The 22,903-nt window shown below is 61.4% G+C and carries 19 protein-coding genes; 14 read left to right on the top strand and 5 right to left on the bottom strand.

The genetic code is table 11. The annotated features are described in order from the left end of the window. Window positions 1-134 precede the first annotated feature (134 nt). The 8 genes from RVAN_RS10755 to RVAN_RS10790 all read left to right on the top strand — a co-directional run bounded on the left by RVAN_RS10755 (window position 135) and on the right by RVAN_RS10790 (window position 8,941). Window positions 135-1,421 carry an OmpP1/FadL family transporter gene (locus RVAN_RS10755; protein WP_049779363.1) on the top strand — a complete coding sequence of 429 codons (1,287 nt, stop codon included), beginning with the start codon at window positions 135-137 and terminating at the stop codon, window positions 1,419-1,421. A gap of 353 nt (window positions 1,422-1,774) precedes the next feature. Further along, on the top strand, window positions 1,775-3,157 hold the full coding sequence (locus RVAN_RS10760; protein WP_013419749.1) for an OmpP1/FadL family transporter: 1,383 nt from the start codon (window positions 1,775-1,777) through the stop codon (window positions 3,155-3,157). 575 nt (window positions 3,158-3,732) lie between these two features. Next, window positions 3,733-4,515: a UDP-2,3-diacylglucosamine diphosphatase gene (locus tag RVAN_RS10765; RefSeq protein WP_276324639.1), complete on the top strand. Its 783-nt coding sequence runs from the start codon at window positions 3,733-3,735 to the stop codon at window positions 4,513-4,515. Then, window positions 4,515-5,564, top strand: a complete 1,050-nt coding sequence (locus RVAN_RS10770) for a glycosyltransferase family 4 protein (RefSeq protein ID WP_013419751.1) — start codon at window positions 4,515-4,517, stop codon at window positions 5,562-5,564. Before RVAN_RS10765 ends, RVAN_RS10770 begins: the two co-directional genes overlap by 1 nt. Window positions 5,565-5,601: 37 nt before the next feature. Further along, on the top strand, window positions 5,602-6,606 hold the full coding sequence (locus RVAN_RS10775) for a threonine ammonia-lyase (RefSeq protein ID WP_013419752.1): 1,005 nt from the start codon (window positions 5,602-5,604) through the stop codon (window positions 6,604-6,606). A gap of 28 nt (window positions 6,607-6,634) precedes the next feature. Then, on the top strand, window positions 6,635-7,552 hold the full coding sequence (locus RVAN_RS10780) for a metallophosphoesterase (protein WP_013419753.1): 918 nt from the start codon (window positions 6,635-6,637) through the stop codon (window positions 7,550-7,552). A gap of 145 nt (window positions 7,553-7,697) precedes the next feature. Continuing rightward, entirely contained in the window at window positions 7,698-8,117 is a 420-nt protein-coding gene (locus tag RVAN_RS10785) for a L,D-transpeptidase (protein ID WP_013419754.1), read from the top strand. Between the two features lie 380 nt (window positions 8,118-8,497). After that, the gene (locus RVAN_RS10790) at window positions 8,498-8,941 is read left to right on the top strand and encodes a hypothetical protein (RefSeq protein ID WP_013419755.1); all 444 of its coding nucleotides are present in this window, start codon (window positions 8,498-8,500) and stop codon (window positions 8,939-8,941) included. Between the two features lie 85 nt (window positions 8,942-9,026). Here RVAN_RS10790 and RVAN_RS10795 read toward each other — a convergent pair whose 3' ends face one another. Beyond that, complete coding sequence (locus tag RVAN_RS10795; protein ID WP_013419756.1) at window positions 9,027-12,539, bottom strand: glycosyltransferase; 3,513 nt, start codon at window positions 12,537-12,539, stop codon at window positions 9,027-9,029. A 347-nt stretch (window positions 12,540-12,886) separates the two neighbouring features. Between RVAN_RS10795 and RVAN_RS10800 the strand changes: the two genes are divergently transcribed. The 3 genes from RVAN_RS10800 (at window position 12,887) to RVAN_RS10810 (ending at window position 15,340) form a co-directional block, all read left to right on the top strand. Beyond that, the gene (locus tag RVAN_RS10800) at window positions 12,887-13,717 is read left to right on the top strand and encodes a YdcF family protein (protein WP_013419757.1); all 831 of its coding nucleotides are present in this window, start codon (window positions 12,887-12,889) and stop codon (window positions 13,715-13,717) included. Continuing rightward, complete coding sequence (locus RVAN_RS10805; RefSeq protein WP_013419758.1) at window positions 13,714-14,487, top strand: DUF72 domain-containing protein; 774 nt, start codon at window positions 13,714-13,716, stop codon at window positions 14,485-14,487. The genes RVAN_RS10800 and RVAN_RS10805 overlap by 4 nt, the downstream gene beginning before the upstream one ends. Window positions 14,488-14,848: 361 nt before the next feature. Further along, complete coding sequence (locus tag RVAN_RS10810; protein WP_013419759.1) at window positions 14,849-15,340, top strand: MucR family transcriptional regulator; 492 nt, start codon at window positions 14,849-14,851, stop codon at window positions 15,338-15,340. A gap of 187 nt (window positions 15,341-15,527) precedes the next feature. On the opposite strand, the gene RVAN_RS10815 is transcribed toward RVAN_RS10810, so the two are convergent. The 4 genes from RVAN_RS10815 to trxB all read right to left on the bottom strand — a co-directional run bounded on the left by RVAN_RS10815 (window position 15,528) and on the right by trxB (window position 19,924). After that, window positions 15,528-16,745, bottom strand: a complete 1,218-nt coding sequence (locus tag RVAN_RS10815) for a DEAD/DEAH box helicase (RefSeq protein ID WP_013419760.1) — start codon at window positions 16,743-16,745, stop codon at window positions 15,528-15,530. A 346-nt stretch (window positions 16,746-17,091) separates the two neighbouring features. Continuing rightward, entirely contained in the window at window positions 17,092-17,730 is a 639-nt protein-coding gene (locus tag RVAN_RS10820; RefSeq protein WP_013419761.1) for a DUF937 domain-containing protein, read from the bottom strand. A gap of 304 nt (window positions 17,731-18,034) precedes the next feature. Next, window positions 18,035-18,925 carry a LysR family transcriptional regulator gene (locus RVAN_RS10825; RefSeq protein WP_013419762.1) on the bottom strand — a complete coding sequence of 297 codons (891 nt, stop codon included), beginning with the start codon at window positions 18,923-18,925 and terminating at the stop codon, window positions 18,035-18,037. Window positions 18,926-18,961: 36 nt separating this feature from the next. Continuing rightward, window positions 18,962-19,924, bottom strand: a complete 963-nt coding sequence (trxB, locus tag RVAN_RS10830) for a thioredoxin-disulfide reductase (protein WP_013419763.1) — start codon at window positions 19,922-19,924, stop codon at window positions 18,962-18,964. Window positions 19,925-20,153: 229 nt separating this feature from the next. Here trxB and RVAN_RS10835 point away from each other — a divergent pair, with 229 nt between their 5' ends. The 3 genes from RVAN_RS10835 (at window position 20,154) to RVAN_RS10845 (ending at window position 22,891) form a co-directional block, all read left to right on the top strand. After that, the gene (locus RVAN_RS10835; RefSeq protein WP_013419764.1) at window positions 20,154-20,654 is read left to right on the top strand and encodes an Lrp/AsnC family transcriptional regulator; all 501 of its coding nucleotides are present in this window, start codon (window positions 20,154-20,156) and stop codon (window positions 20,652-20,654) included. Between the two features lie 109 nt (window positions 20,655-20,763). After that, the gene (locus tag RVAN_RS10840) at window positions 20,764-22,065 is read left to right on the top strand and encodes a glutamine synthetase family protein (protein WP_013419765.1); all 1,302 of its coding nucleotides are present in this window, start codon (window positions 20,764-20,766) and stop codon (window positions 22,063-22,065) included. Between the two features lie 571 nt (window positions 22,066-22,636). After that, the gene (locus RVAN_RS10845) at window positions 22,637-22,891 is read left to right on the top strand and encodes a YjhX family toxin (RefSeq protein WP_013419766.1); all 255 of its coding nucleotides are present in this window, start codon (window positions 22,637-22,639) and stop codon (window positions 22,889-22,891) included. Window positions 22,892-22,903: the final 12 nt, after the last annotated feature.

Below are 22,903 nucleotides of genomic sequence, written 5' to 3' on the forward strand. Positions count from 1 at the left end.
CTGTTTCTGTCGAGCGGTTGACGGCAGGGCCGGCGCCGCGGGCAGCCTCGTGCCAGTTTCATGCAAGCTGAGACAGTTACGGATTCCCTGATGGACGAAGCTCCTTGCCGCGCTCGTCCTGAAAAGCGGGGGAAATGATGACAAGCGGCCACCATTTTAAGCTAGGCCTGACGGCGGGCTTCCTGATTTACGGCATGGCGGGCGGCGGCGCAGCGGAAGCGGCCGATGCTTTCGGCCTGAGGCCGCAATCGACATATTTCCTCGGTGCCTCCAATGCGGGGGCGGCAGCTGGCGGAGACGTCAGCTCGGTGATCTGGAACTCGGCTGCGACCACGGTTGCGCCCGGCCTGACCTCGTCCTCATCTTATACGGCCATAGCGGTCTCGCTCGACGAAACGGCCTATGGCGGTGAATTCGTCGAGGCCGGACTGCGAAGGACTACGGATTCGGGGACCACGCGCGCGGCGGCTGCGTCCGTCTACACCTACCAGATCAACGATCAGCTCTACGCCGGGCTTGCGATGTACGCGCCGTTCGGCCTCGTAACGAAGCCCGACAATTATTGGGCCGGCTCTCCCGCCGCATCGACGCAACGCATCTTCTCGGTCGATGTCAACCCGACGCTTGGCTACAAGATCACGCCCAACCTCTCCATCGGCGTCGGCGTGCAGGCTCTTTATTATCAGACGCGCCTGAACTCCGGCGCGTTCGGCCCTCTCACCGGAACTGCGTTTCGTGGCGAAGACTGGGGCGTCGGCGGAACAGCGGGCCTCCTCTGGGAAGTGGTGCCGGGGACGAGCGTCGGCATCGGCTACCGCTCGGCCGTGAGCCTCGAACTCGACGGGAGCTATCGGGGCCCAGGCGTTTATACGCGCGCGACCCTCGACCAGACCATGCCGGATCAGGTCACATGGAGCTTGCGGCACGCCGTGCTGCCGGGGTTCACACTTCTCGGCACGGCTCAGTGGGAAAACTGGAGCCGCATCGATAACCTGGTCGTCACGTCGAACAGCGGCGCGGGAACGGTGATCAACCTGAACCTGCGCGACTCCTGGTATTTCGCCGTCGGCGCGGAGTATCAGTATAGCCCCGACATCACCATCCGGGCGGGCATCGGTTACGATTCTTCGCCGGTCACGGATTTCAACCGCAACCCGGGACTGCCCGATTCGAACAACGTGCTTCTCTCGCTCGGCGGCTCCTATAACTGGTCCCAGAGCATCCGGCTTGACGCTGCCTACGCCCACGCATTTTTCGACGACGCCCCGTTCTGCATCGGTTCCGGCGCAGGAACGTCCCATTGCGTCAGCAGTGCACAAGCGGTCCTGGTGCGAGGCAGTTCGGACAATTCCGCCGACGTGTTCTCGGTCGGTCTCAAATACAGCTTGGTACCTGCCGTTGAACTTGAACCCTACAAGTAACGATTTTGCGATAATGTCGCGCAGACCTGTCGAAAATTGCGTGACAGCCATGCAACAGTGAGCGGGCAAAACGCTGAACAAGTGCCTCGTCGCGACTGACAAATTCGTCAGTTTCGACGGGGCATCACAATCGCGATCCATCCGTCGCAGGCGCATCAAGAAATTGTTTTAACTAGATTATTTCCTCCGCGCTCGCTCACATCGAAGGGCTTTTCCGGCTTGCGCCCACGCCCGATTCGGCTCCCGCTGCCGCCCTTTCGGCCCATTGCCAGCCCCCGGAATTTGGTGATTAAGTTTCCCTACGAGGAAGAAAAGGCGCTGGGCATGGCGCCAGGCTCGCTTGGGAGGGGACTATGGGCACATCGAAATTCGTGCGGCTGGCGTGTATCAGCGCGGCCGCGTTATTGGCTGGGGCCGCGCTGACGGACGATGCGAACGCCGGTTCGTTCGGTGTGCGCGAGCAGTCCGCCTATTTCCAGGGCATGTCGTTCGCCGGTACGGCGGCGGGCGGTGACATCAGCTCGATGTTCTGGAACTCGGCCGCGACGGCGACGCTCCCCGGCTTCAACACGTCGAGCAACGCGACCATCGCTTTTGGCGATGCTGATCTGACGGCGACGGGCGGCTCACTTTATGGTCTCGTCCCCGACCACGCAGCGAATAATGGAACGGACGCATTGATTCCAGCGTCTTACGCCTCGTACCAACTGAGTGACCGCCTTTGGGCCGGTCTTGCGATGAACGCCCCCTTCGGCTTCATCACAAAGCCGGACAGCTACTGGTCCGGCTCAGGTGTGGCAGAGACATCAAAAATTTTTTCGCTGAATCTTAACCCGACGCTGGCTTACAAAATTACGCCCACGCTCACCGTCGGTGCAGGCGCGCAAGTCGAGTACTTCAAGATTCGGCTGACAAAGGACGCGGTAAGCGCAAACCTTGGACAGCAGTTAGGGGAACAAGCCATTACTCCTTGGAGGAGCTACGAGGCTGACGACTGGGGAATCGGCGCCACAGCCGGCATTCTGTGGCAGCCGACCTCGCGGACATCAATCGGCCTGGGATATCGTTCGGCGGTATCGCTCGAGGTTGAGGGCTCTTACAAGACGTCAGCTTATCGCGAACCGACCCTCGGCTACGCGCCGGTCGACTCCGTTCGAGCCACAGCAACCGGCAAACTCACCCTTCCGGATGAAGTTACGTTCTCGATCCGGCAGGGATTGACAGATCGTCTGACCATGCTCGGTACCGTCGAATGGCAGGGTTGGAGTCGTATCGACAACGTCGCTGCGGTAAGTAGCGGTTGCGCCAATAACGTCTGCGAAACGCTCAATTTAAACTACCAAGACGGCTGGAAATACGCGCTTGGCTTTGAGTATCTCTACAGCCCAACGCTCACGCTTCGCACCGGCGCGAGCTACGAAGTTTCGCCGATCGACGACAAGAATCGCAACATACTGATTCCGGACTCAGACCGCATCGGTGTCAGCGTCGGCGCAACCTACAAATATTCCGACAGAATTACTGTCGACTTTGCCTATTCGCATCTGTTCTTTGACGAGGGAACTTTCTGCATAGCAAATCCGAAACTCAACGGTAACACGTCTCACTGCAGTGATGCGACAATTGCTCAGGCCAAATCCTTGATAGGCACCACCGACGTCGCAGTCGACCTCGTCTCGGTCGGCCTGAAATACAAATGGAGCGATCCGGTCCCCGCTCTCGAACCCTACAAGTAAGCGGAACCGGAACGCGACAAAGGGGGTCAGCGCGAGCTGGCCCTTTTTTTGTTTAGGCCGTGCCCCCTCCATCTTTTGCACGCGATGGCATATAGAGAGAGCTCTCGCGCGCGGAAAGCGAGAGACGCGACGAAACTATCGGCCCTCGTCTCCGAACCTCTCGCCGCGCGCCGGACGAACGATCTGCAGCCGCTCACACAACAGAACGTGCCGAAATGTTGCCTCGCGCGGGAACGAAACCGGTGCAGCGCCGTGAAGCTCGCGCCTTCGACAGCGGAGCAATGCGGCTTGGAAACCGGGCGCAACCGTTGCGCCATCGAACCGCAGCCACCGTCCGTCGCGTTCGCCCTTGCCGCCGACACTTCTGCAACCGCGCTCCCGGCTTCGCCTCCGCTTCCACACGCACCCCGGCACCCACTCGCTGGCACACCAAGAGTGGCCAATATCTCGACAGGATGCATTTTTTTAATCGCGGGCTTCACCGCGGATCGGTTCACCTGCCGTTAACGCGCTTAAAATAATCGTATTTCCTCTCCGGGGTAGATCGATGCGTTTTGACGCGATATAAGACGAGCGTGAGATACCGCGCCATCTTTCTCTCGGACATGCACCTCGCCGCGCGAGCATGCCGCTCCGAGGACTTATTGAGTTTTTTGAAGTCCCACGACGCCGCCGTGATCTTCCTCGTAGGGGATGTGATCGATTTTTGGCGGCTTCGGCGGGGACCGAGTTGGCGTGCCTCGCAGACAGAGGTGATCCAGCAGTTTCTGGCCAAGGCGCAGGCCGGTACGCGCCTCGTCTACATCCCCGGCAATCATGACGAAGAACTGCGCATTCTCGCGGGCACGACGCTTGGCACGCTTGAGGTGCGCCTGCGCGCGATCCACGACACGGCGGACGGCCGTCGCTTCCTCGTCGTCCACGGCGATGAGTTCGACGATGTCGTGAACAAGGCGCGATGGCTCGCCGTGCTGGGCGACATCGCTTATGACGTTGCATCGGCTGTGAATGTCGGGGTCAACGTCGTGCGCCGCGCAATGGGCATGTCCTACTGGTCGCTGTCGGCGTGGCTGAAGTACCGCGCGAAGCGCATTTTCAACGGCAGCAAATTCGAGGGCCTGCTCACGGCCGAAGCCCGCCGCGTCGGCGCAACCGGCGTGATCTGCGGCCACATCCATCATGCCTGCGTGCGCATCATCGATGGCGTACAGTACGTCAACACCGGCGATTGGGTGGACAGCGGAACCGCCGTCGTCGAGCATTTCGACGGGCGGCTCGAAATCGTCCGCTGGACGGATCAACTCCGCGCGATCGAATCGAAGCCGTCCAAAACGCCGGTCGCGCCCGTGACCTCGTAATGCGCATCCTGCTCGCAACAGACGCCTGGAAACCTCAGATCAACGGCGTCGTGAATACCTACCTGAACCTGGAACGGGAATCCGCCGCCGAAGGCTTCGACCTGTCGTTCCTCACGCCAGATGGCTTCCGCACCCTTCCGCTGCCGACCTATGACGAAATCCGCCTCGCGCTGATCCGGCCAAGCGATGTCGCGGAGCGTGTGGAATACACGCGGCCCGACTTCATCCATATTGCGACGGAAGGGCCGATCGGACTTGCCACGCGTGCGTTTTGCCTGAAGGCAGGCCGCCCGTTCACGACGAGCTACCACACGCGCTTCCCCGAATATCTTGCGGCGCGCGCGCCCATACCGTTGTCTTGGGGTTACGGCTTCGAGCGCTGGTTCCACAATGCGGGCGTAGGCGTGATGGCGGCTTCGCTATCGCTGTGTCAGGAACTGGCGGAGCACGGCATCCGGCGCGTAAATCTGTGGTCGCGCGGGGTGGATCTCGACCTGTTCCGGCGGCGCGCGGTGGACCGCTTTCCAAATCTTCCGCGGCCGATCTTCCTCTATGCCGGTCGCGTGGCGGTCGAAAAGAACCTCGACGCCTTTCTCGGTCTCGACCTGCCGGGCACGAAAGTCATTGTTGGCAAAGGCCCGCAGCTCGACGAACTGCGCAACCGCTACCCCGACGCGGTGTTCACCGGCGCCAAGTTCGGCGACGACCTCGCCGAGCATTATGCGAGCGCCGATGCGTTCGTTTTCCCGAGCCTCACCGATACTTTCGGCAATGTGCTCCTCGAAGCGATGGCGTGCGGCGTTCCGGTCGCGGCGTTCAACGTCACCGGCCCGAAAGACGTCGTGGATAACGGCCGCGTCGGCATCATCGGCGACGATCTGCGCGAAGCTGCGCTTGGCGCGCTCAAGCTCGACCGCACCGCCTGTCGTGCCTATGCCGAGCGCTTCAGCTGGGCCGCGTGCGCCCGCCGCTTCCGGGATATCATTATCGAGGCGAACGGCCCGGAACCGGAAGTCTCGCGATTTGGTAACGAAAATAGCACAAATTGAGCTATACTCGGAGACAAACGACACGCGGGACGCTTCCATGCAAACGCCGACGATTGACGACATTGTTGACGCGGACAAGCGCATCCGGCCTTACGCCGTCGAGACGCCGCTTCTCGAATACGGCACGCTGAACGAAAAGCTCGGCGGACGCATCCTCTGCAAAGTGGAAGCGCTTCAGCGCACCGGAAGTTTCAAGTTTCGCGGCGCGTATAACCGCGTGTCGCGCGTCGACCGTCAGGCATACCCCGGCGGCGTCGTGGCCTGCTCGTCGGGTAATCACGCGCAGGGCGTGGCCGAAGCCGCCCGTCTGTGCGAAATCGACGCCGCCATCGTGATGCCGTCCGACGCGCCGCAGATCAAGATCGCGCGCACGAGCGCCAGCGGTGCGGACATCATCTTTTACGATCGCGATACCGAAGACCGCGAGGCCATCGCCCGCGACCTTTGCGAAAAACTCAACGCGGATTTCATCGCGCCGTTCAACGATCCTTACGTGATCGCGGGGCAAGGCACCGTTGGGCTTGAGCTTGCGCGGCAGGCTGAAGCTTTGGGCGCGAAACTCGACGCTGTGCTTGCGCCCGCAAGCGGCGGCGGCCTCATTGCGGGCGTCGCGCTCGCCGTGAAGGATCGCGTGCCCGAAGCAGAGATCTATTCCGTGGAGCCGAAAGGCTTCGACGATTACGCGCGCTCGCTCGCGGTCGGCAAGCGCATGCGGAATGAGCCCGGCGCGAAGTCCATTTGCGACGCGCTGCTCATGCCGGAGCCCGGCGAACTCACATTCGCGCTTAACAAGGATCGGCTCGCAGGTGGCCTCGCCGTCAGCGATGCGGACGTTCGACAGGCCGTGGCCTATGCCTGGCGCGACCTCAAACTCGTGCTGGAGCCGGGCGGCGCGGTGGCCCTCGCCGCGATCCTGTCCGGCGCGCTGGATGTGGAGGATCGGACCGTCGTCATCGTGCTGTCGGGGGGCAACGTGGACCCGCATTTGTTCGCCGAAATTATTTCAGATAATAAAGAATTGGCCACGCCGCGCCACGAATAGGTAAAACTGCGGCTGTATCATTCGCCACATGATTACACGCCGCGGCTTTCTAACCCTTGGTGCAGCGACCGTCGGCTCCGGCCTCATCGGCGCGACGAACGCGTTTGCCATGGAGCCGCGCTATCGGCTCGCCGTGACCGGCTGGGATGTCGAACACTCGTCTTGGCCCGCTTCAGCGGCACCGCTCCGCATCGGTGTCATGACCGACATTCATGCTGTCGAACCGTGGATGCCCGCGCACCGCATCGGCGACATAGCCGCCCGGCTTGCCGCGATGAAGCCGGACATGATCGTGCTGCTGGGCGATTACGTGAACGCGCTGCGCCCGCGCTTCGTGTCGCGGCCGGTTCCCGTCAAGGAATGGGTTGCAGCGCTTGGGGAGCTTTCCGCGCCGCTCGGCGTGCATGCGGTGCTCGGAAATCATGACTGGCTCTCCGGCGAAGCGTCGGCGATCCGGCGTGCGTTCGAAAAGGCAGGGATCGACCTTCTCGAAAACCGCGCGGTGAAGCTGTCGCATCGCAACACATCATTCTGGCTGGCTGGCGTTGCCGATCAAATGGTCTCGCCGACGAACGGCATCCGGGACCTCGAAGCCGCGCTCGATGCCGTCACCGGCGACGACCCGCTCATTCTCCTGACGCATGAACCCGACATTTTCCGCGTTACCCCGAAGCGCGTCGCGCTGACGCTCGCCGGGCACACGCACGGCGGACAGGTCTATATTCCGTTCGTCGGGCGCCCCGGTCTGCCGGCGCAATACAGCGGCAAAAATGCGGATCTGGCCTATGGTCATATCGAGCAAGGCAGCCGCCACATGGTGGTGTCGAGCGGCCTCGGTCTCTCCGGCTTGCCCGTGCGCTTCCTCGTGCCGCCGGAAATAGTGATGGTGACGCTTCGCGGCTTGGGAACTTCTGGCCTCAATCTTCCTTTAACAAGCGAAGCGTAAACTCTGGCATTAAGGCAAGATGCGTGTTCCGGCTGGACGTGCATCGAAGCTTTGAAGCGAGGGCGAAGAATCTGTCAGCTTCAATCTGAGGCGAAGCAGCTTACGCTACTTCGCGGGCACAGTATTCCGGTTGTGGGGCATCTCGATGGGCAAGATTTCCGTCGCCGTTGCGAGCGTCTTCGCTTGCAGCGTATCTTTTTCTGTTGCGCAGGCCGATGTGGAAGTCCGCATCAGCAAGTCGCGGCAGATGATGTATGTCTATCTCGACGGCGAACATTACTACTCATGGCCCGTCTCGACCGCGCGCGGCGGCTATAACACACCTAACGGCGTTTATCGCCCGCAGCGACTCGCCGTCTTCCATCGGTCGAGCAAGTACAACAATTCGCCGATGCCCTACTCGATCTTCTTCCACGGCGGATACGCGATCCACGGCTCATATGACATCGGCAATCTCGGACGCCCCGTCTCGCATGGCTGCATCCGTCTGCACCCGGAGGACGCGCGCGAGCTTTACGGCCTCGTCAGCGACAGCGATTACACGCGCATCGTCGTGACTTATTAGGGGCGCTTCACGTTTTACAGCGTCGCGCCGCAAAGCATACGCGGCGCCACGCTGTAGCGCACGATTCGGCCAATCAAGGCACAGCCACCCTTCGCTCGCAAAATATTTTCCTCGAATTATGCCGCAGACACACGAGGCAGCATTATAATGCAAGCAGCTTATTTGCGTTAAATCGAGTCCTGAATTAATCCGAAATCGCACTTCGTTTTCGCAGCGAAGTTTTTCACAACATCACTCTTTACGAAAACAGCGCCTTGATTTGGCGCGCTCAAGCGGCTCACTTCCGTTAGCACACCGCTGATGTGAATATATTGCGTCTTATTCTAGCCAAAGATTTCAGGTAATCAGACAAACACTCAAGAAATTCAGGGAAATTGAACATGAGACTTTTATCGGTCGCACGCGCCACGGCGATTGCGCTTGCTGCCTTCGTTAGCATGGCCTCAACGAGCTACGCCGACAGCGGAGCTGTAACGCTTACCATCTACAAGGCCGGCTGGATCATCGGTGGCTCCGGCGGCGGCGGCTCTCTCACCTTTCAGGGCAGGCACTATGCGCTCTCAACCGGAGGGCTGGATTACGGCCTCGTTTTCGGCGGATCGAAAACCGTGCTGCACGGACGGGTGAGTAACATCCGGTCGCCGCGGGATATCGAGGGCGTCTATGGTGCAGCGGGCGCGGGACTTGCGGTCGGTCGTGGCGCACGCGCGATCGTGTTGACCAACCAGAAAGGCGCGGTCCTGGAACTCAACGGCAGGCAGGTCGGGTTAATGGCTAACATAGACCTGAGTGGCCTCGCGATTACCATAGACAGACGAAGATAAGGAAAACAGCGTGAAACTCCCAAGCGGCGAGTTTCACGCTCTCTTTGGCGGGTAGCGCGCGGCGCGACCGTCGCGCGCGGCATCATCAAGTAGCGGGCGTATGCTCCGCCAGTCGGTCGGCCGGCGCTGGCACGATGGCGGGGCTCGACACGGGCGCCACATCGCGCGGCGCCGGGCGCACATCCGCCTCGCGCGGCTCCATCGCCCGCACCGTCGCCTTGCGTTCGAGCTTGCCCCAGCCGACGACGCGGCCCTGAAGCGCCTTCACCACAGACTTCGCCACCACGTAATACATCACCTGCCGATAGCCAAAGCGCTGGAGCACAAGCCACCAGAGCAGCGAGCGGTCCTCCCGCTTTTCCAGCAGGAACGCGATCAGCGCGGCCGACAGGTCCACGGTCATGAACACGGCATAATAGGTCAGCGTGATCGTGAAGTTTTCCGAATTGAACTGTGAGCCGTGCTGCAGGTAGTCGATGCCGGTCCGCACGACTTGCACGAGGAGCAGCAGGTCCACCAGCGGCGAAATCAGCGCCAGCGCGATCTGGAACAGCCACACCTGCGGCAGCGCGATCATGCCGAGCGCGCCGTAGCGCGGGTTGAGGTTGGCGCTGCGATGCTTCCAGAGGCATTGCAGCGTGCCGAACGCCCAGCGGAAGCGCTGCTTTGCAAGGCCGCCCAGCGTATCGGGAGCTTCGGTCCACGCAAGCGCGTCGGCATCGAACAGAACCTTGTAGCCCGCGCGCTGCACGGAGATGGTCAAGTCCTGATCCTCAGCCAGTGTGTTCGACGGGAAGCCGCCGAGCCCCATGATGGCCTCGCGACGCCACGCGCCCACAGCGCCCGGCACCACAGTGATGCAGTCGAGCGTCGCGAGCGCGCGGCGTTCGAGGTTCTGCGCCGTGATGTATTCGAGCGCCTGCCAGCGCGTCAGCACGTTGATGCGGTTGCCGACCTTCGCGTTGCCCGCTACCGCGCCGACTTTCGGATCGGCGAACCAGCGCACCAGCCGCGAGATGGTCAGCGGCTCGAACTGCGTATCCGCATCGAGCACGACGACGATGTCGCCCGTGGCCTGCGCCAGCGCGAGATTGATGGCGCGCGCCTTGCCGCCGTTCGGCGTATGCATCAGGCTTACGCGCGGGTCGTCCGCGAACTCGCCGCGCACCACATCCGCCGTGCCATCGGTCGAGCCGTCGTCGATAACGATCACCTCAAGCTTCTGATGCGAGCTGGCGAGGATCTGCCGGATCGAGGCGGTGATGACCTTCGCCTCGTTGAAAGCGGGGATCAGTACCGACACGGACAGGTCATCCGCATAGGGCGGATCGGCGCGCCGCTTCCTGCGCCGGTTGCCGTATGCCGCGAGCCCGCACAGCACGACGAGTCGACCGAGGCCGAGCGCGATGGCGGCGATGAACAGCGTCGTCAGCGTGTTTTGAAACAGGTTCAGCGTGTAGAACATGTAGCGATTGAAGACGGACGCGGCCTCGTCAGCGGGCACGAGCGGCATCGCCCTGTCCCTGGACCAGCCCGCCATTTCCGAGACCGTCGCGAACTCGAAACCCCGCGCGCGAAGCTCGTCTATGATGCGCGGCAAGGCCGCCACTGTGGTTGCGCGGTCGCCGCCCGAATCATGCAGAAGCACGACCTGGCCGCGCTTCTCTGGGTCAGCGTCAGTCGATTGCGCGACGATGCGCTGCACGATCTCGTCGGCCGTGGGTTTCATCCAGTCGTCGGGATCGACCTTCAGGCCGACGGTGATGTAGCCGAGCCGTTCGGCAACTTCCAGCGGGCCGATTTCCTGCGCGGTCGAGGGTTCCGCGTCGCCGAAATAGGGAGGCCGGAACAGGCGCGTCGACCGGCCCGTCAGAGCTTCGATGAGCCGCTGCGTTGCGTTGATTTCGATGGCCGCGACGCTGTCGGAGACCTCGCCGATATTCGGATGCGTAAAGGTGTGGTTGCCAAGGTCATGGCCTTCCGCAAGCACGCGCTGCAAGAGCTTCGGGTTGGCCGCGCCGTTTTCGCCGATAATGAAGAACGTGGCGTGCGCGTTCTTTTCCTTCAGGATATCCAGAATCTTCGGCGTCCATTCGGGGCTTGGCCCGTCATCGAACGTGAGCGCAATCTTGCCGGGAGCGTCCCCCATACGCCGGATCACGAAGGATGCCGGCATGGCGGTGTAGTTTTCCCCGACGATGGTTGCGTTTGCTTCGTCGGTCTTGAAAGTCCGCGCGCCCGCCTTCGGATCGGCGGCAACCTGAAGAAGTTCGCCCTTGCCGATGAAGTTCACGTCCGCCGTGGGGACGATGGTTTCGAGTGAGGCGGGCGGCGGAGCGCCGTAGCTGCGCGGCAGCACCTGCCACAACGATGGGTCTTCAGACCCCAGCCGCCAGATCGCGTAACCGGCCGGGCGGTATTTGTCCGATGCACGCAGATGATTGTAAGCCGTCACCGCATCCATGAACCAGACGCGATGCGTCTGCCCGTCTTCCATATAGGAGAAGCGCGGGTTGAGCGTGGCCGGGTCGAGATCGACCGTTGCCCGCGCGTCGCGAGCGGCGAGCATGATTTCCTGGAACGTGAGATCCTCGGCCGGGCCCTTGCTGCCCACCGTCCAGTCGTAGCCGTAATTGCCGACCGCGACGATGGTATGCGCCGGGTCGAGGTCGCGCATGCGGAGCGCGAGGCGCGTCGAGAACCACGATTGCGACGCGATCGGACCGGGTTCGCCCTCCGCCCAATGCTCGTCATAGCCCATGAGCATCAAGTAATCGGTGAGTTTTGCATAGGCTTTGTAATTCCAGTGAGGATCGTCGAAGGGAGCCGCGACGGATACGATGAGGCCCTTCGGCTGAAACGCGGCACGCACTTCGCCGAGAAACGCGAGATAATCCTTGTGCGCGTTGTCCGGCACCTGCTCCAGGTCGAACACGAGGCCTTGAAGCTTGTGCTCCTCAAGGAACGCAAGCATGGCGTCGATGCGGGCTTTCCGCCTTTCAGGATCGGCGAGCAGCCGACCGAGGCCCACGCCGTCCCACTGCGCGCCCGAAGCGTTCTGGATCATGGCCATGATCGCCATGCTGGGCTTTTCGCGGCGGATCAGATCGAGCGCCTTGTCGTCAACCTGTTCTTTCAGCTCCATGTCGGGGCCTTGAAGAAACAGCCAGCTCGGCGCGACCCAGTCGAGGCTCTGCATGTTGGCGCGGAGCGACGCGAAGCTCGAGTCGTCCCAGTTCACGTAATATCCGATGGTGAGAGGCTTCTCCCGCCCCTCACCCGCAACTTTCGTTGCCTTGGCCTTCGCCGCGGCGGCCGAGAAGGGATGCTGCGGGTGCCTGGTCTTCTTTTTGTCGGCCTGGGCTGCATAGGCGAGGCTGCGCGCCTGTGGCAGAAGATAGGGCGCTTTCGCGACGTCGTTCAGCACGGCGAAGCGCTGCTGCGTCTGCGTGGCCTCTGGAAACGAGCGAAAGACGAAAAGGCTTGAAAGAAAGATCACCCCCGCGATGCTGCTCACGATAGCGAGCGCCCATGCGATGCGAGAGACATGCCCCGCGCGCTTGTTCCGAGGGTCGAAGAAAACGGGATATTGTGCCATGAGCCTTGCGGAAAATTGCCCACCCGAGCGCGAGCTTTGTCGGGCGGAGGGAAAGCCGGACAATAGCTCCCCCTTCCTGAACGTCAGCTGTACAGAACCGGAGTAATTCGCAGAAGACCCGAGATGCCCGTGGCGCGATTTTAGCTTCGCGGTGTGGCACGTTGAGCCTCGGTCCTCGCGGGCGTACCGCAGATGTCGTATTCCACGACAAAGGACGGCCGCGCTCGATCGGCGTTTATCTTGTCGGAATCCGGGGAAATCGGACGGAATGTCATAGCATTTCCGGGAAAGCGCTGCATTTTCATGTACGGAATTATTCCGGCCTCGGATTGAAAGCAGCGAACGCAATGTTTTATGTTTCCAAATTGGCGTGGATGGTGCTTCAGCCCTCCAACTTCATCGCAATCCTTCTCGTGCTGGGCGTCGGGCTACTCGTCCTGCAAAGACGCGCTGTTGCGCTTCGGTTGATCGTTGCAGCGACGCTTCTTTATGTCGTCGCATTCTCGCCGCTCGCGAACTGGCTTCTTCATCCGCTCGAACATGAGGTGAAGGCGGGCACGGAACGCGATGTCGCCGGAGCAGCCGGAATTATCGTCCTCGGCGGCGGCGTTTCGGGAGCGATCCCGACCGAGGGAGGCGCCATCCCGCTGGGACCGTCCGTCGAGCGGGTTACGGAAACCCTGCGGCTCGCATTGCGACACCCCGATCTGCCCGTCATCTTTTCGGGCGGAAGCGGCCTGATCCTGCAACTCAGCGACGCGCCCAATGAGGCGGACGCCGCGCGGCGATTCTTTGAAGGCTTCGGCATCGTAGCCCCGCGCCTCAGGCTCGAAGACCGCTCGCGCAACACGCTGGAAAACGCGACCCTGAGCGCGGCCATGCTTCAGCCGAAGCCCGATCAGCGCTGGATACTCGTGACGTCCGCGTTCCATATGCGGCGCGCGGCCGCGCTGTTCGAAGCGCAGGGATTCCGTGTAGTGCCGTGGCCGGTCGGCTATCTGACGAGTGGCACCGGCGACCTGCGGCAGCCTTTCGGGCGCGCGTCGGAGGGGCTCCATCGCATCGACATCGCTACGAAGGAATGGCTCGGGATTTTCGTGTCGTGGGCGAACGGCGATTTCGCGCCAGCCGGGCGCGCAGGAAACCGTGTCGAGGCTTCGCGCGTTTCAGGCTCATGACCACACGCAAATCCGTCATTCGCGCAGGCATCGGCGGCTGGACTTACGAGCCGTGGCGCGGCCTCTTTTATCCAAACGGGCTGCCGCAGGCGCGCGAGCTTGCGTTCGCGAGCCGCGCCGTCACCTCGATTGAGGTCAATGGCACATTCTACCGCACGCAGACGCCCGCCACTTTCGCGAAGTGGCGCGACGAAACCCCGGACGGCTTCGTGTTCTCGGTGAAGGCCCCGCGCGCCGCTGTGATGAAGCGCGTGCTCGCCGAGGCCGGGCCGTCGGTCGAGCGCTTCGCGGCAAGCGGGCTCGGCGAACTGGGCGAAAAACTCGGGCCGATCCTCTGGCAATTCGCGCCGACGAAGAAATTCGACCCCGACGACATGGCGGCGTTTCTCGCGCTCCTGCCGCGCAAAGCGGGCGGTCGTCCGCTGCGCCACGCGCTGGAGGTTCGCCACGAGAGCTTTCGCACGCCCGCCTTCACCGATCTCGCGGCGAAGGCCGGAGCCGCCATCGTGTTCGCTGATTCGGACGACTATCCGCTGATCGAAGAGTCGACCGCCGATTTCGTTTATATGCGGCTGATGAGGGCGCGCGCCGACGAGGAGACCGGCTACACCCCCGGTGAAATCGAGGCATGGCGCAAGCGCGCCGAAGGATGGGCGGCACGCGGGCTTGACGTGTTCGTGTATTTCATCAATGGCGCGAAGGAGCGCGCGCCCGCTGCGGCGCAGGCATTTCTTGCACCATCCATGCCGCACCAACACCAGCCGGGCTGACCCTCCCGACTATCCTTCCCCGAGTGAAGAACTCAATGGGTTGATAAGTCCCTTGTTCGATATTTCTCACGCTTTGCCCATCTTCGCGTTCTTCGGCGGGCGGCGTTGCTGTTCGATTATCTGGCGGCAAGCGGACGCTAGAAATGCAACCGGGCTTTATCCAGAGCATAACTCCGCCGCATGATCCGAATCAACATGGCCGTCATTTGATGCGCCATCCACAAAAATATGCAGGACAATGCATAATCAGCTACACATCACGCGCGCTTATCTGTAAGAGGCGACAAGATCCTGACGAAAAATAAACTGGTGCGACCTAGATAAATTTACTTTCGCGCCAACAGCAGAAGCCTGGGACACTATGGTAGACAGCAACGAAATCGAACTGACCTCATTCACGGCGGATGTGGTGGCGGCTTATGTCGCGAACAACGTGATCAGCGCCGACAAGCTTCCGGACTTCATTGTTTCGGTCTATGGGGCCCTCAGCAAGGCCGCGACGCAGAGCGTTGAACCGGCGAAGCCGGAATTGACACCCGCGGTCCCCGTCAAGAAATCCGTGACGCAGGACTTCATCATCTGCCTTGAGGATGGCAAGAAGTTCAAATCTCTCAAGCGGCATCTCAAGACCCATTACGATCTCTCGCCCGAAGACTATCGCGAGAAATGGGGCCTGCCGCACGATTATCCGATGGTGGCGCCGGCCTACGCAGCGGCGCGCTCGAACCTCGCCAAGAGCATGGGCCTCGGACAGCGCAACGCCGCCAAGGCCAACGGAAAGGCTGCTGTGCCTGCGCCTGCCGCGAAAGCAACGACGAAGGGGCGTGGCAAGCGTTCTCCGAGCGCAGCCTGATTATCTGGCGCCTGAGGCCCTTCGGTGAAGGGCCTCAGAGCCGATGGCTACGTGGCGATACGTACATTTGCATCCCCTGCAGCACCCCGGGGCAAATGTCGGGATCGCAAAGACTACCGGAGTTTTTGAATTTGGCATTTGAGCGCGCACCCGCAGCGCACGTGGCACAAATGGTCAAACTCGCTCCCTAGCTCGCCGATCTCGACCGAGGCCGCCTCGAACGATGGGCTTGTACCTTTGGCGGTCTCGCGACGGCAGCAACCACCTTGCTCGGAGCAGGATCGTTCACTTGCGTCAGCGAGCGTCCGAGGAAGCGCTCGATATTGCGCAGGCTGGCCCGTTCGCTCAGGTCGCAGAATGAGATAGCGATGCCATCGCTGCCTGCGCGCGCCGTTCGTCCGATCCGATGAACATAGTTTTCCGGATCATTCGGCAGCTCATAATTGATGACGTGACTGATGCTATCCACGTCGATACCGCGCGCCAGAATATCAGTCGCCACGAGCACCCGCGCTTTCCCCTGTCGAAGGTTTTCAAGCGCCTTCTGCCGCGCGGCCTGGCTCTTGTTGCCGTGGATGGCCTCGGTCGGAACTCCACCTTGCAGAAGTCGTTCCGCGACGCGATTGGCTGAGCGCTTGGTGCGGGTGAACACGATGACGCGATCGAACTCCGGCTGATCCAGTAATCCAGCGAGCATCGTAGGCTTGTTTCCAGTCGTGACGAGGTGAACGCGTTGATCGATGCGTTCAACGGCAACCGTTTTCGCCGGAATGGTAATGTGCACGGGATCTTTCAGGATATCTTCGGCAAGCGTCGCGATTTCCTTGGGCATCGTTGCCGAGAACAGGATCGACTGTCTCTTCCTTGGCATGACCTTCATGAGCTTGCGAACATCGCGAATGAAGCCCATGTCGAGCATCCGGTCCGCTTCGTCGATCACGAAATAGCTCGTCTGCCCGAGATCGACGGTGCCTTGCCCCAGGTGGTCCAGGAGGCGCCCCGGCGTTGCGACAAGAAAGTCGACGCCCCGGCTCAGCGCTTTCGCCTGCGGACCAATCGAGACACCGCCCATTATGACGGTGCTCGTCAGCTTGAGGTGATGGCCGTAACTCTTGAAGCTCGCGGCAATCTGAAGCCCGAGCTCGCGCGTCGGAACCAGGATAAGCGCCCGCGCGGTTCGCGGCTTGGGGCTGTCCTGCCGTTCGGAGAGGAGTTGCAGCAGGGGCAGCGCAAATGCGGCGGTCTTGCCTGTGCCGGTTTGGGCAAGGCCGAGCAAGTCACGGCCTTGGAGAAGATGGGGAATAGCCTTTTCCTGAATTGGCGTCGGCTCGACGTAGTTTTCGTCAGCGAGCGCCCGCAACAAGGGCTTTGCAAGCCCCAAAGCTTCGAAGGTCACAGAAGTCACGAGATATCCTTTAAGCCGCGCGCACCCGGTGAGAGGCACAGCGGCAAAGAGCCTATATCCACGCGCAGCTGGACGGGGCCTGATTGTTGGAAAAGGTTGCGGCGGGTGAAGCAATAGAAATTCTATGCATCAAACTGCACGGCCGCGTTGTGACGGCACGCTGTCACCTGCCACTCGACTTGTCAATCCTTTTGGATCTGGACCGTCGGGCTGTCCCGGCCGCCCCATTGCCTCGCGCACGGGACTGCGAAAAAGCTGACCAGTCGCTTCCTTTGCTCGCGTTTGCGTCCTCGCCTCTGCTTGGGGCGATTAAAATATAACAGAGCACCTACACCAGCTCGGATCCTCACGCCGACTCGAACAACCCGCTCGTCGCGCCTGCCGGAGCTTTCGCCGGCTGTTGGGCGGGCTGCGCCACGCCGAAGAACGAGAAAAGTCGGCGCCTGCGGCCGTCGCGCTCCTGCTTCTCCTGTTTGCGAAGATACTGCGCGAGCGCCATGAAAGGATTGGCGACGGCGCGGTCGTCGGTTTCGCCCTTCGCGACGCGATGCAGGATAACGCCGAGCGGCCGCCGCGTGCGAACCTCCACCGCGCCCATCACCATGACGGCGATGAGCGGAAACAGTCGCCGCAGCGTCGCGGCATCGACCGGCAGCACGCGTGCGCGATTTTCGACGATCTTCTGAAGGCGCGCCTCGCGTTCGAAAAGGAAGTCGAGGACGCGCTGGCCTTCCTTCGAAACCTGCGGGTGTCCGAAAATGCGCGGATCGTCAAGGAAGCGGTCGTAGCGGCGCGAGCCGAGCAATTCGAGGATCGAAATCAACCCGTCCGGCGTCTGTGCGCGCTTCTCGATGGCCTTCGAGATCGGCGGAATGAAGTAGCGCACGGTTTGCGCCATGATCTCGTCGCTGAAGCCGAACACCTGCCCCATATTGCTGAACGCCCGCGAATTCTGAGCGCCTGCAATGATATGAAAAAGCTTCATGGCTCGCCTCGTACAGCCTGACCCACCCCGAGGAAACGGTCCTTCGGGCTTTCGGAAATTGCTCTACGCAGGACTGCCATCGCTCGCATCGCGGGAAGCGACGCGAATCAACGCTACTAATAAATTGTAAAGGATCGCGGCCGGTGGAGCGAAGACCGTGCAAGGATCCGTCCGTGGAGGGCGGTCTAATCGACCACATCTGTTGCAGGAAAGCCTCAATTGTGCCGACATGGGCGGGCGAGCGGTTGAGGTTTTCACCTCTCACCTGCGCGCGCCCCGTTTGATGGCGGCGTGTCCTAATCCGCTAGAACGACCACTCGCGAGACTTCTCGACGAGGAAGTCGCGGAAGGCGTTGACGCGCTTCGTGTCCTTGAGGTCGGCGGGATAAACGAAGTAGGTGTCGAAGACCGGCATCTCGGCCTCTTCGAGCACGTTGACGAGCCGAGGATGATCTTTCGCGAGATAGTCCGGCAACACCGCGATGCCGACGCCTTGCAGCACGGCTTCGCGCAGCGCGAGAAGGCTGTTGATGCGCACTGACGGATCGCGCAGGTCGCGGCCGTCACGGCCCGCTGTTTCCAGCCAGTTCATCTCCTTGAAGGGGCTGGGCAACACGCCGCCATAGGTCAGGATGCGGTGGCGATCCAGGTCTTCCAGATTACGCGGCCGTCCGTTCCTTTTCACATATTCGACCGATGCGTAGACGTGAAAATGCACGGTGAACAGCTTGCGCCGCACGAGATCCTGCTGCGACGGCGGGCCGAACCAGATGGCGACATCGGCCTCGCGCATGGTGAGGTTCAGCGTCTCGTCGTCAAGGATGAGCTGAAGCTGGATGTCGGGATAGAGCTTCATGAACTCGTTGAGGCGCGGGGTCAGCCAGCCGGTGCCGAGCGCCATGGTGGTCGTCACCTTCAACTGGCCGTTGGGCTTGCCTCTGCTGTCCGCGAGGAGAATTTGCGTCGTGGCGAGTTTCGAGAAAACTTCCTGCGCCGTTCGATAGAGCAACTCGCCCTGTTCGGTGAGGACCAGCCCGCGCGCATGGCGGTGGAACAGCGGCACGTTGAGATCGCGTTCGAGCGATGCGATATGCCGGCTCACGGCCGACTGGCTGATCGCCAGCGTTTCGCCCGCATGCGTGAAGCTGCCAGCCTGCGCAGCGGCATGAAAAATCCTGAGCTTGTCCCAATCCATGCGGAGTGCCGGGCCTTTTTATGCGCGATGTCGGCGTTACTCGGCCGCTTGCGCCAGTGTTTCCAAACTCGCGAGGTAACGCTCTGCGTCGAGCGCCGCCATGCATCCCATCCCCGCTGCGGTGACGGCCTGACGGTAGATATCGTCCGTCACGTCGCCCGCCGCAAAGACGCCCGCGACATTCGTGGCGGTCGACTTCGCCGCCGTGACGAGATACCCGCCGGACGTCGTATCGAGCTGTCCTTTGAATATTTCTGTCGCAGGAGCATGGCCTATGGCGATGAATATTCCATCCATCGGCAACAGCGTTGCCTCACCCGTCACCGTATCGCGAAGCCGCGCGCCTGTCACCGCCTTGGGGTTGTCATTACCCACAACCTCATTGAGAACGGTGTTCCAGAGCACCTTCACTTTCGGGTTCGAAAACAGGCGGTTCTGGAGAATCTTCTCGGCGCGGAAGGAATCGCGGCGATGGGCCACGGTGACGCTCTTCGCGAATTTCGTAAGGAACAGCGCTTCCTCGACCGCCGTGTTGCCGCCGCCGATCACGAGCACGTCCTTGCCACGATAGAAGAAGCCGTCGCACGTCGCGCAGGCGGACACGCCGTAGCCGCGATAATGCTGCTCGCTCGGGATGCCGAGCCAGCGGGCCTGTGCGCCGGTCGATATGATGACGGATTCGGCGCGATAGGTGGTGCCGCTGTCGCCGTTGAGCACGAGCGGCAGGCGCGAAAAGTCTACCGACGTAATCAGATCCTGGACGATCTCCGCGCCGACATGCAGCGCCTGCGCGCGCATCTGCTCCATGAGCCACGGCCCCTGGATCGGCTCGGCGAAGCCCGGATAATTTTCTACCTCGGTGGTGGTTGTGAGCTGGCCCCCGGGCTGCATGCCCTCGATCAGCAGCGGCTTCAGCATCGCCCGCGCCGCATAGATCGCCGCAGTGTATCCCGCAGGACCCGACCCGACGATGAAAACCCTGTGATGACGTGCCGCCATTGCAAGCTCATCCCTTCTGAATTAGCATTTCGCATCGCAAAATAGGCGCTGGTGCGTCTGCTGCCAAGGCGATTCGGTCAAGCCCGTGGTCGCGGGTGTCAACATCGAAACCGCTGTTGACTTTTTTTGCTGCTGCGCCAACGTCGCGATCAAGAACTGTTGCGTTGCAACAGAGCGGCCACCACATATCTTGCTGGGCGGGATTGGCCAACAGCCCGAGGGAATCCCAATGGCGTCGGTGCGAACACTGGATGACTCGACCATTCCAACGAAACTCGATGCGACCGATTGGAAGATCCTTGCCGAGTTGCAGCGGGACGGTCGCATAACCAATGTCGAACTGGCGGCTCGTGTCGGTCTTTCTGCACCGCCGTGTCTCAGGCGCGTGCGGGAGCTTGAACGCTCGGGCATCATCGCCGGTTATCATGCCGTTTTCAATCTTCCGCGCCTCGGCTTTCACCTGACCGCCTTCGCCTTCGTGCGCCTCGAAAGCCAGTCCGAGGGCGATCTGTCCGCCTTCGAGGCCCGCATTCGCCAATGGGAGATCGTGCGGGAAGCGTTCATGCTTTCGGGCGATACCGACTTCCTGCTGAAATGCGTCGCGCCCGATCTCGTGACCTTCCAGAACTTCATCATACGAGAACTGACCGCAGCGCCGAATGTGAGCTCCGTGAAGACCTCCTTCACGATCAAGACGGCGAAGAGTGAGCCCGGCGCCGCGATCGAATAGGCTTCGCAGCTCTGGAAGCGTCCCGCCGCCCCGCGCCGTGAGAGAGCCGGGTTGCAATATCTATTAAAATTATCGAATATGTCGAATATCCATGAGGAGGGTATTCTGCATGTCCGGTTCTTTACTGCCGCTGCCCGAGGGAACGCACACCATCGTGCTGGGCGTAGGCGATGTGAATGGCGTCATGCGCGGCAAGCGCATTCCCGCGAGCAATTGGGCGACAACCTGCGAAGACGGCAAAGCCATCTGTGCCGCGATCTTCGCCCTGGACATGACGAGCGACATCTGGGACACGCCTTTTTGCTCCTTCGATAACGGATACCCGGACGTCCACCTGTTTCCACTTGCCGCGCCGCCGGTGGCGGTGCCGTGGGAGCCGGGCGTAGCCATCACATTGGGCCGCACCGAAACCCTTGATCACAAACCCGTACCGATCGACCCACGCGTTGCGCTTCTGACCCAAGTCGAGCGCGCTGCGCGCCTCGGGCTGACCATCGAAGTAGGAACCGAACTCGAGTTTTATCTCCTCGATCCCGAGACGAAACGGCCGAAGGACAAGGGCATCTCGGTTTACGGCATCGGCCGCTCGGCGCAGTTCGAGCCGGTGCTCGGGCCGATCCGCAGGCACCTCGAAGCGATCGGCATTCCGATCGAACAATCGAACCCCGAATATGCGCCGGGACGGGTGGAAGTTAACATTCGCCACGCCGGTGCGCTCACCGGGGCGGACCGGGTGGTCCTGTTCCGAACCGCGATCAAGGAAATCGCCGCACTTCATGGCTATCTCGCCACTTTCATGGCCAAGCCTTTCATTGACCAGTCGGGCAGCGGCTTCCACGCGCACTATTCGGTCTGGCGGGAGGGCGTGAACCTATTCGCTGACGGGGGCCGCTTGTCCAGATTCGGCCGCTCGTTTCTCGCCGGTCTGGAGCGCCGCATCGCGGAGTCTGCGCTCGCCGTTTCGACCACGCCCAACGCCTTCCGGCGGCGGCGCCCTTATACCTTCTGCCCGACCAACGTCAGTTGGGGCTTTGACAATCGAACGATCGCGTTCCGGGTCATCGAAGGCAAGGATCATCAGGTCCGCATCGAGAAGCGTGACGGCTCTGCCGACGCCAACCCGTATTATCTGCTCGCCGCCGATATCGCCGCGGGGCTCGACGGCATCGAGGAAGGGCTGGAACTGACAAGCGCTCCGATTTCCAGCAACGCTTATGAGCAGCCCGACCTGCCGCCGCTTCCCCGCGATCTGCCAACGGCCGTGAGACTTGCCAGATCTTCCGAGTTCCTTAGGCGGGTGATTGGGGAGGACCGCCTTTCCATTCTCGTGCGTCAGGCCGAGCGCGAAATCGATTTTCTCGAGGCGCAGGTAACGCCCGTCGAGACAAAGCGATATCTCGTCAATTTCTGAGCAAGAAGAGCAGAGCGACTTTGCGCCGCGCGCGCGTGTCGCAAATTGCCGCGAGCACATATAGCAATGAAAGAAAGTTATAACGGCCGAAATCTCGGGAGGCGCTTATGAGAACCCCGCTCAGCGGCCAATCCCGAGTCAGGCCCGGCGCCGCGATCGAATAGGCGCAACCGGCGCATGCAATTCTGGCGTTCGCCCTGTGCATTCCCAAGAGAATGTCACCTGCGCATGCATGCGGGTTCACTTTGCGTGATGACGATGTCCCACGCAGGGAGCAAATCACCGCACCGAATTGACTTCGACGCATGTCGGAGTAATCATGCGGCCGCTACAGCACCGTGCGGCAAAATCAGACGCGGCACGATGCTTTAGGTTCTATCGTCGATCAGCTTCTCTGCGTCAAATCGAGTGCGATTAACGCTGGCTGATCTAACGGGGGCTGGATGCTGGAGATTGTCATAGGCCGCTGACTGTTCGCGCGGAAGCGAACACCACGCGCTTGCTGAAAAGTCAGGCTGCTTTTGCAGTCGTGGCATAGCAAGCTATTGCGGTCTTTGCATCGAGTCTCCCAATGAATATCTCGAAGTACGAGCAGCGGACGCTGCACGCCTTGGCACAAGGCGGATATATTCGTCATGTCCGAAACGGCAAATCCATAATCTTCGCCGAGTGCATCACCCGCGACGGGTATCGTCTTGTCGATTGCTCACTCGACGTCTTCAATAAACTGCGTCGTCGCGGCCTGATCCGGTCCTCGGCCGGTGGTCCCTATCGGATCTCCCCGTTAGGGCTGTCCGCCGTTCGCTCGCAAGCGGACAATCGTTAGATCAGAGCACTT

This window comes from Rhodomicrobium vannielii ATCC 17100 (assembly GCF_000166055.1).
Taxonomy (GTDB): Bacteria; Pseudomonadota; Alphaproteobacteria; order Rhizobiales; family Rhodomicrobiaceae; genus Rhodomicrobium; species Rhodomicrobium vannielii.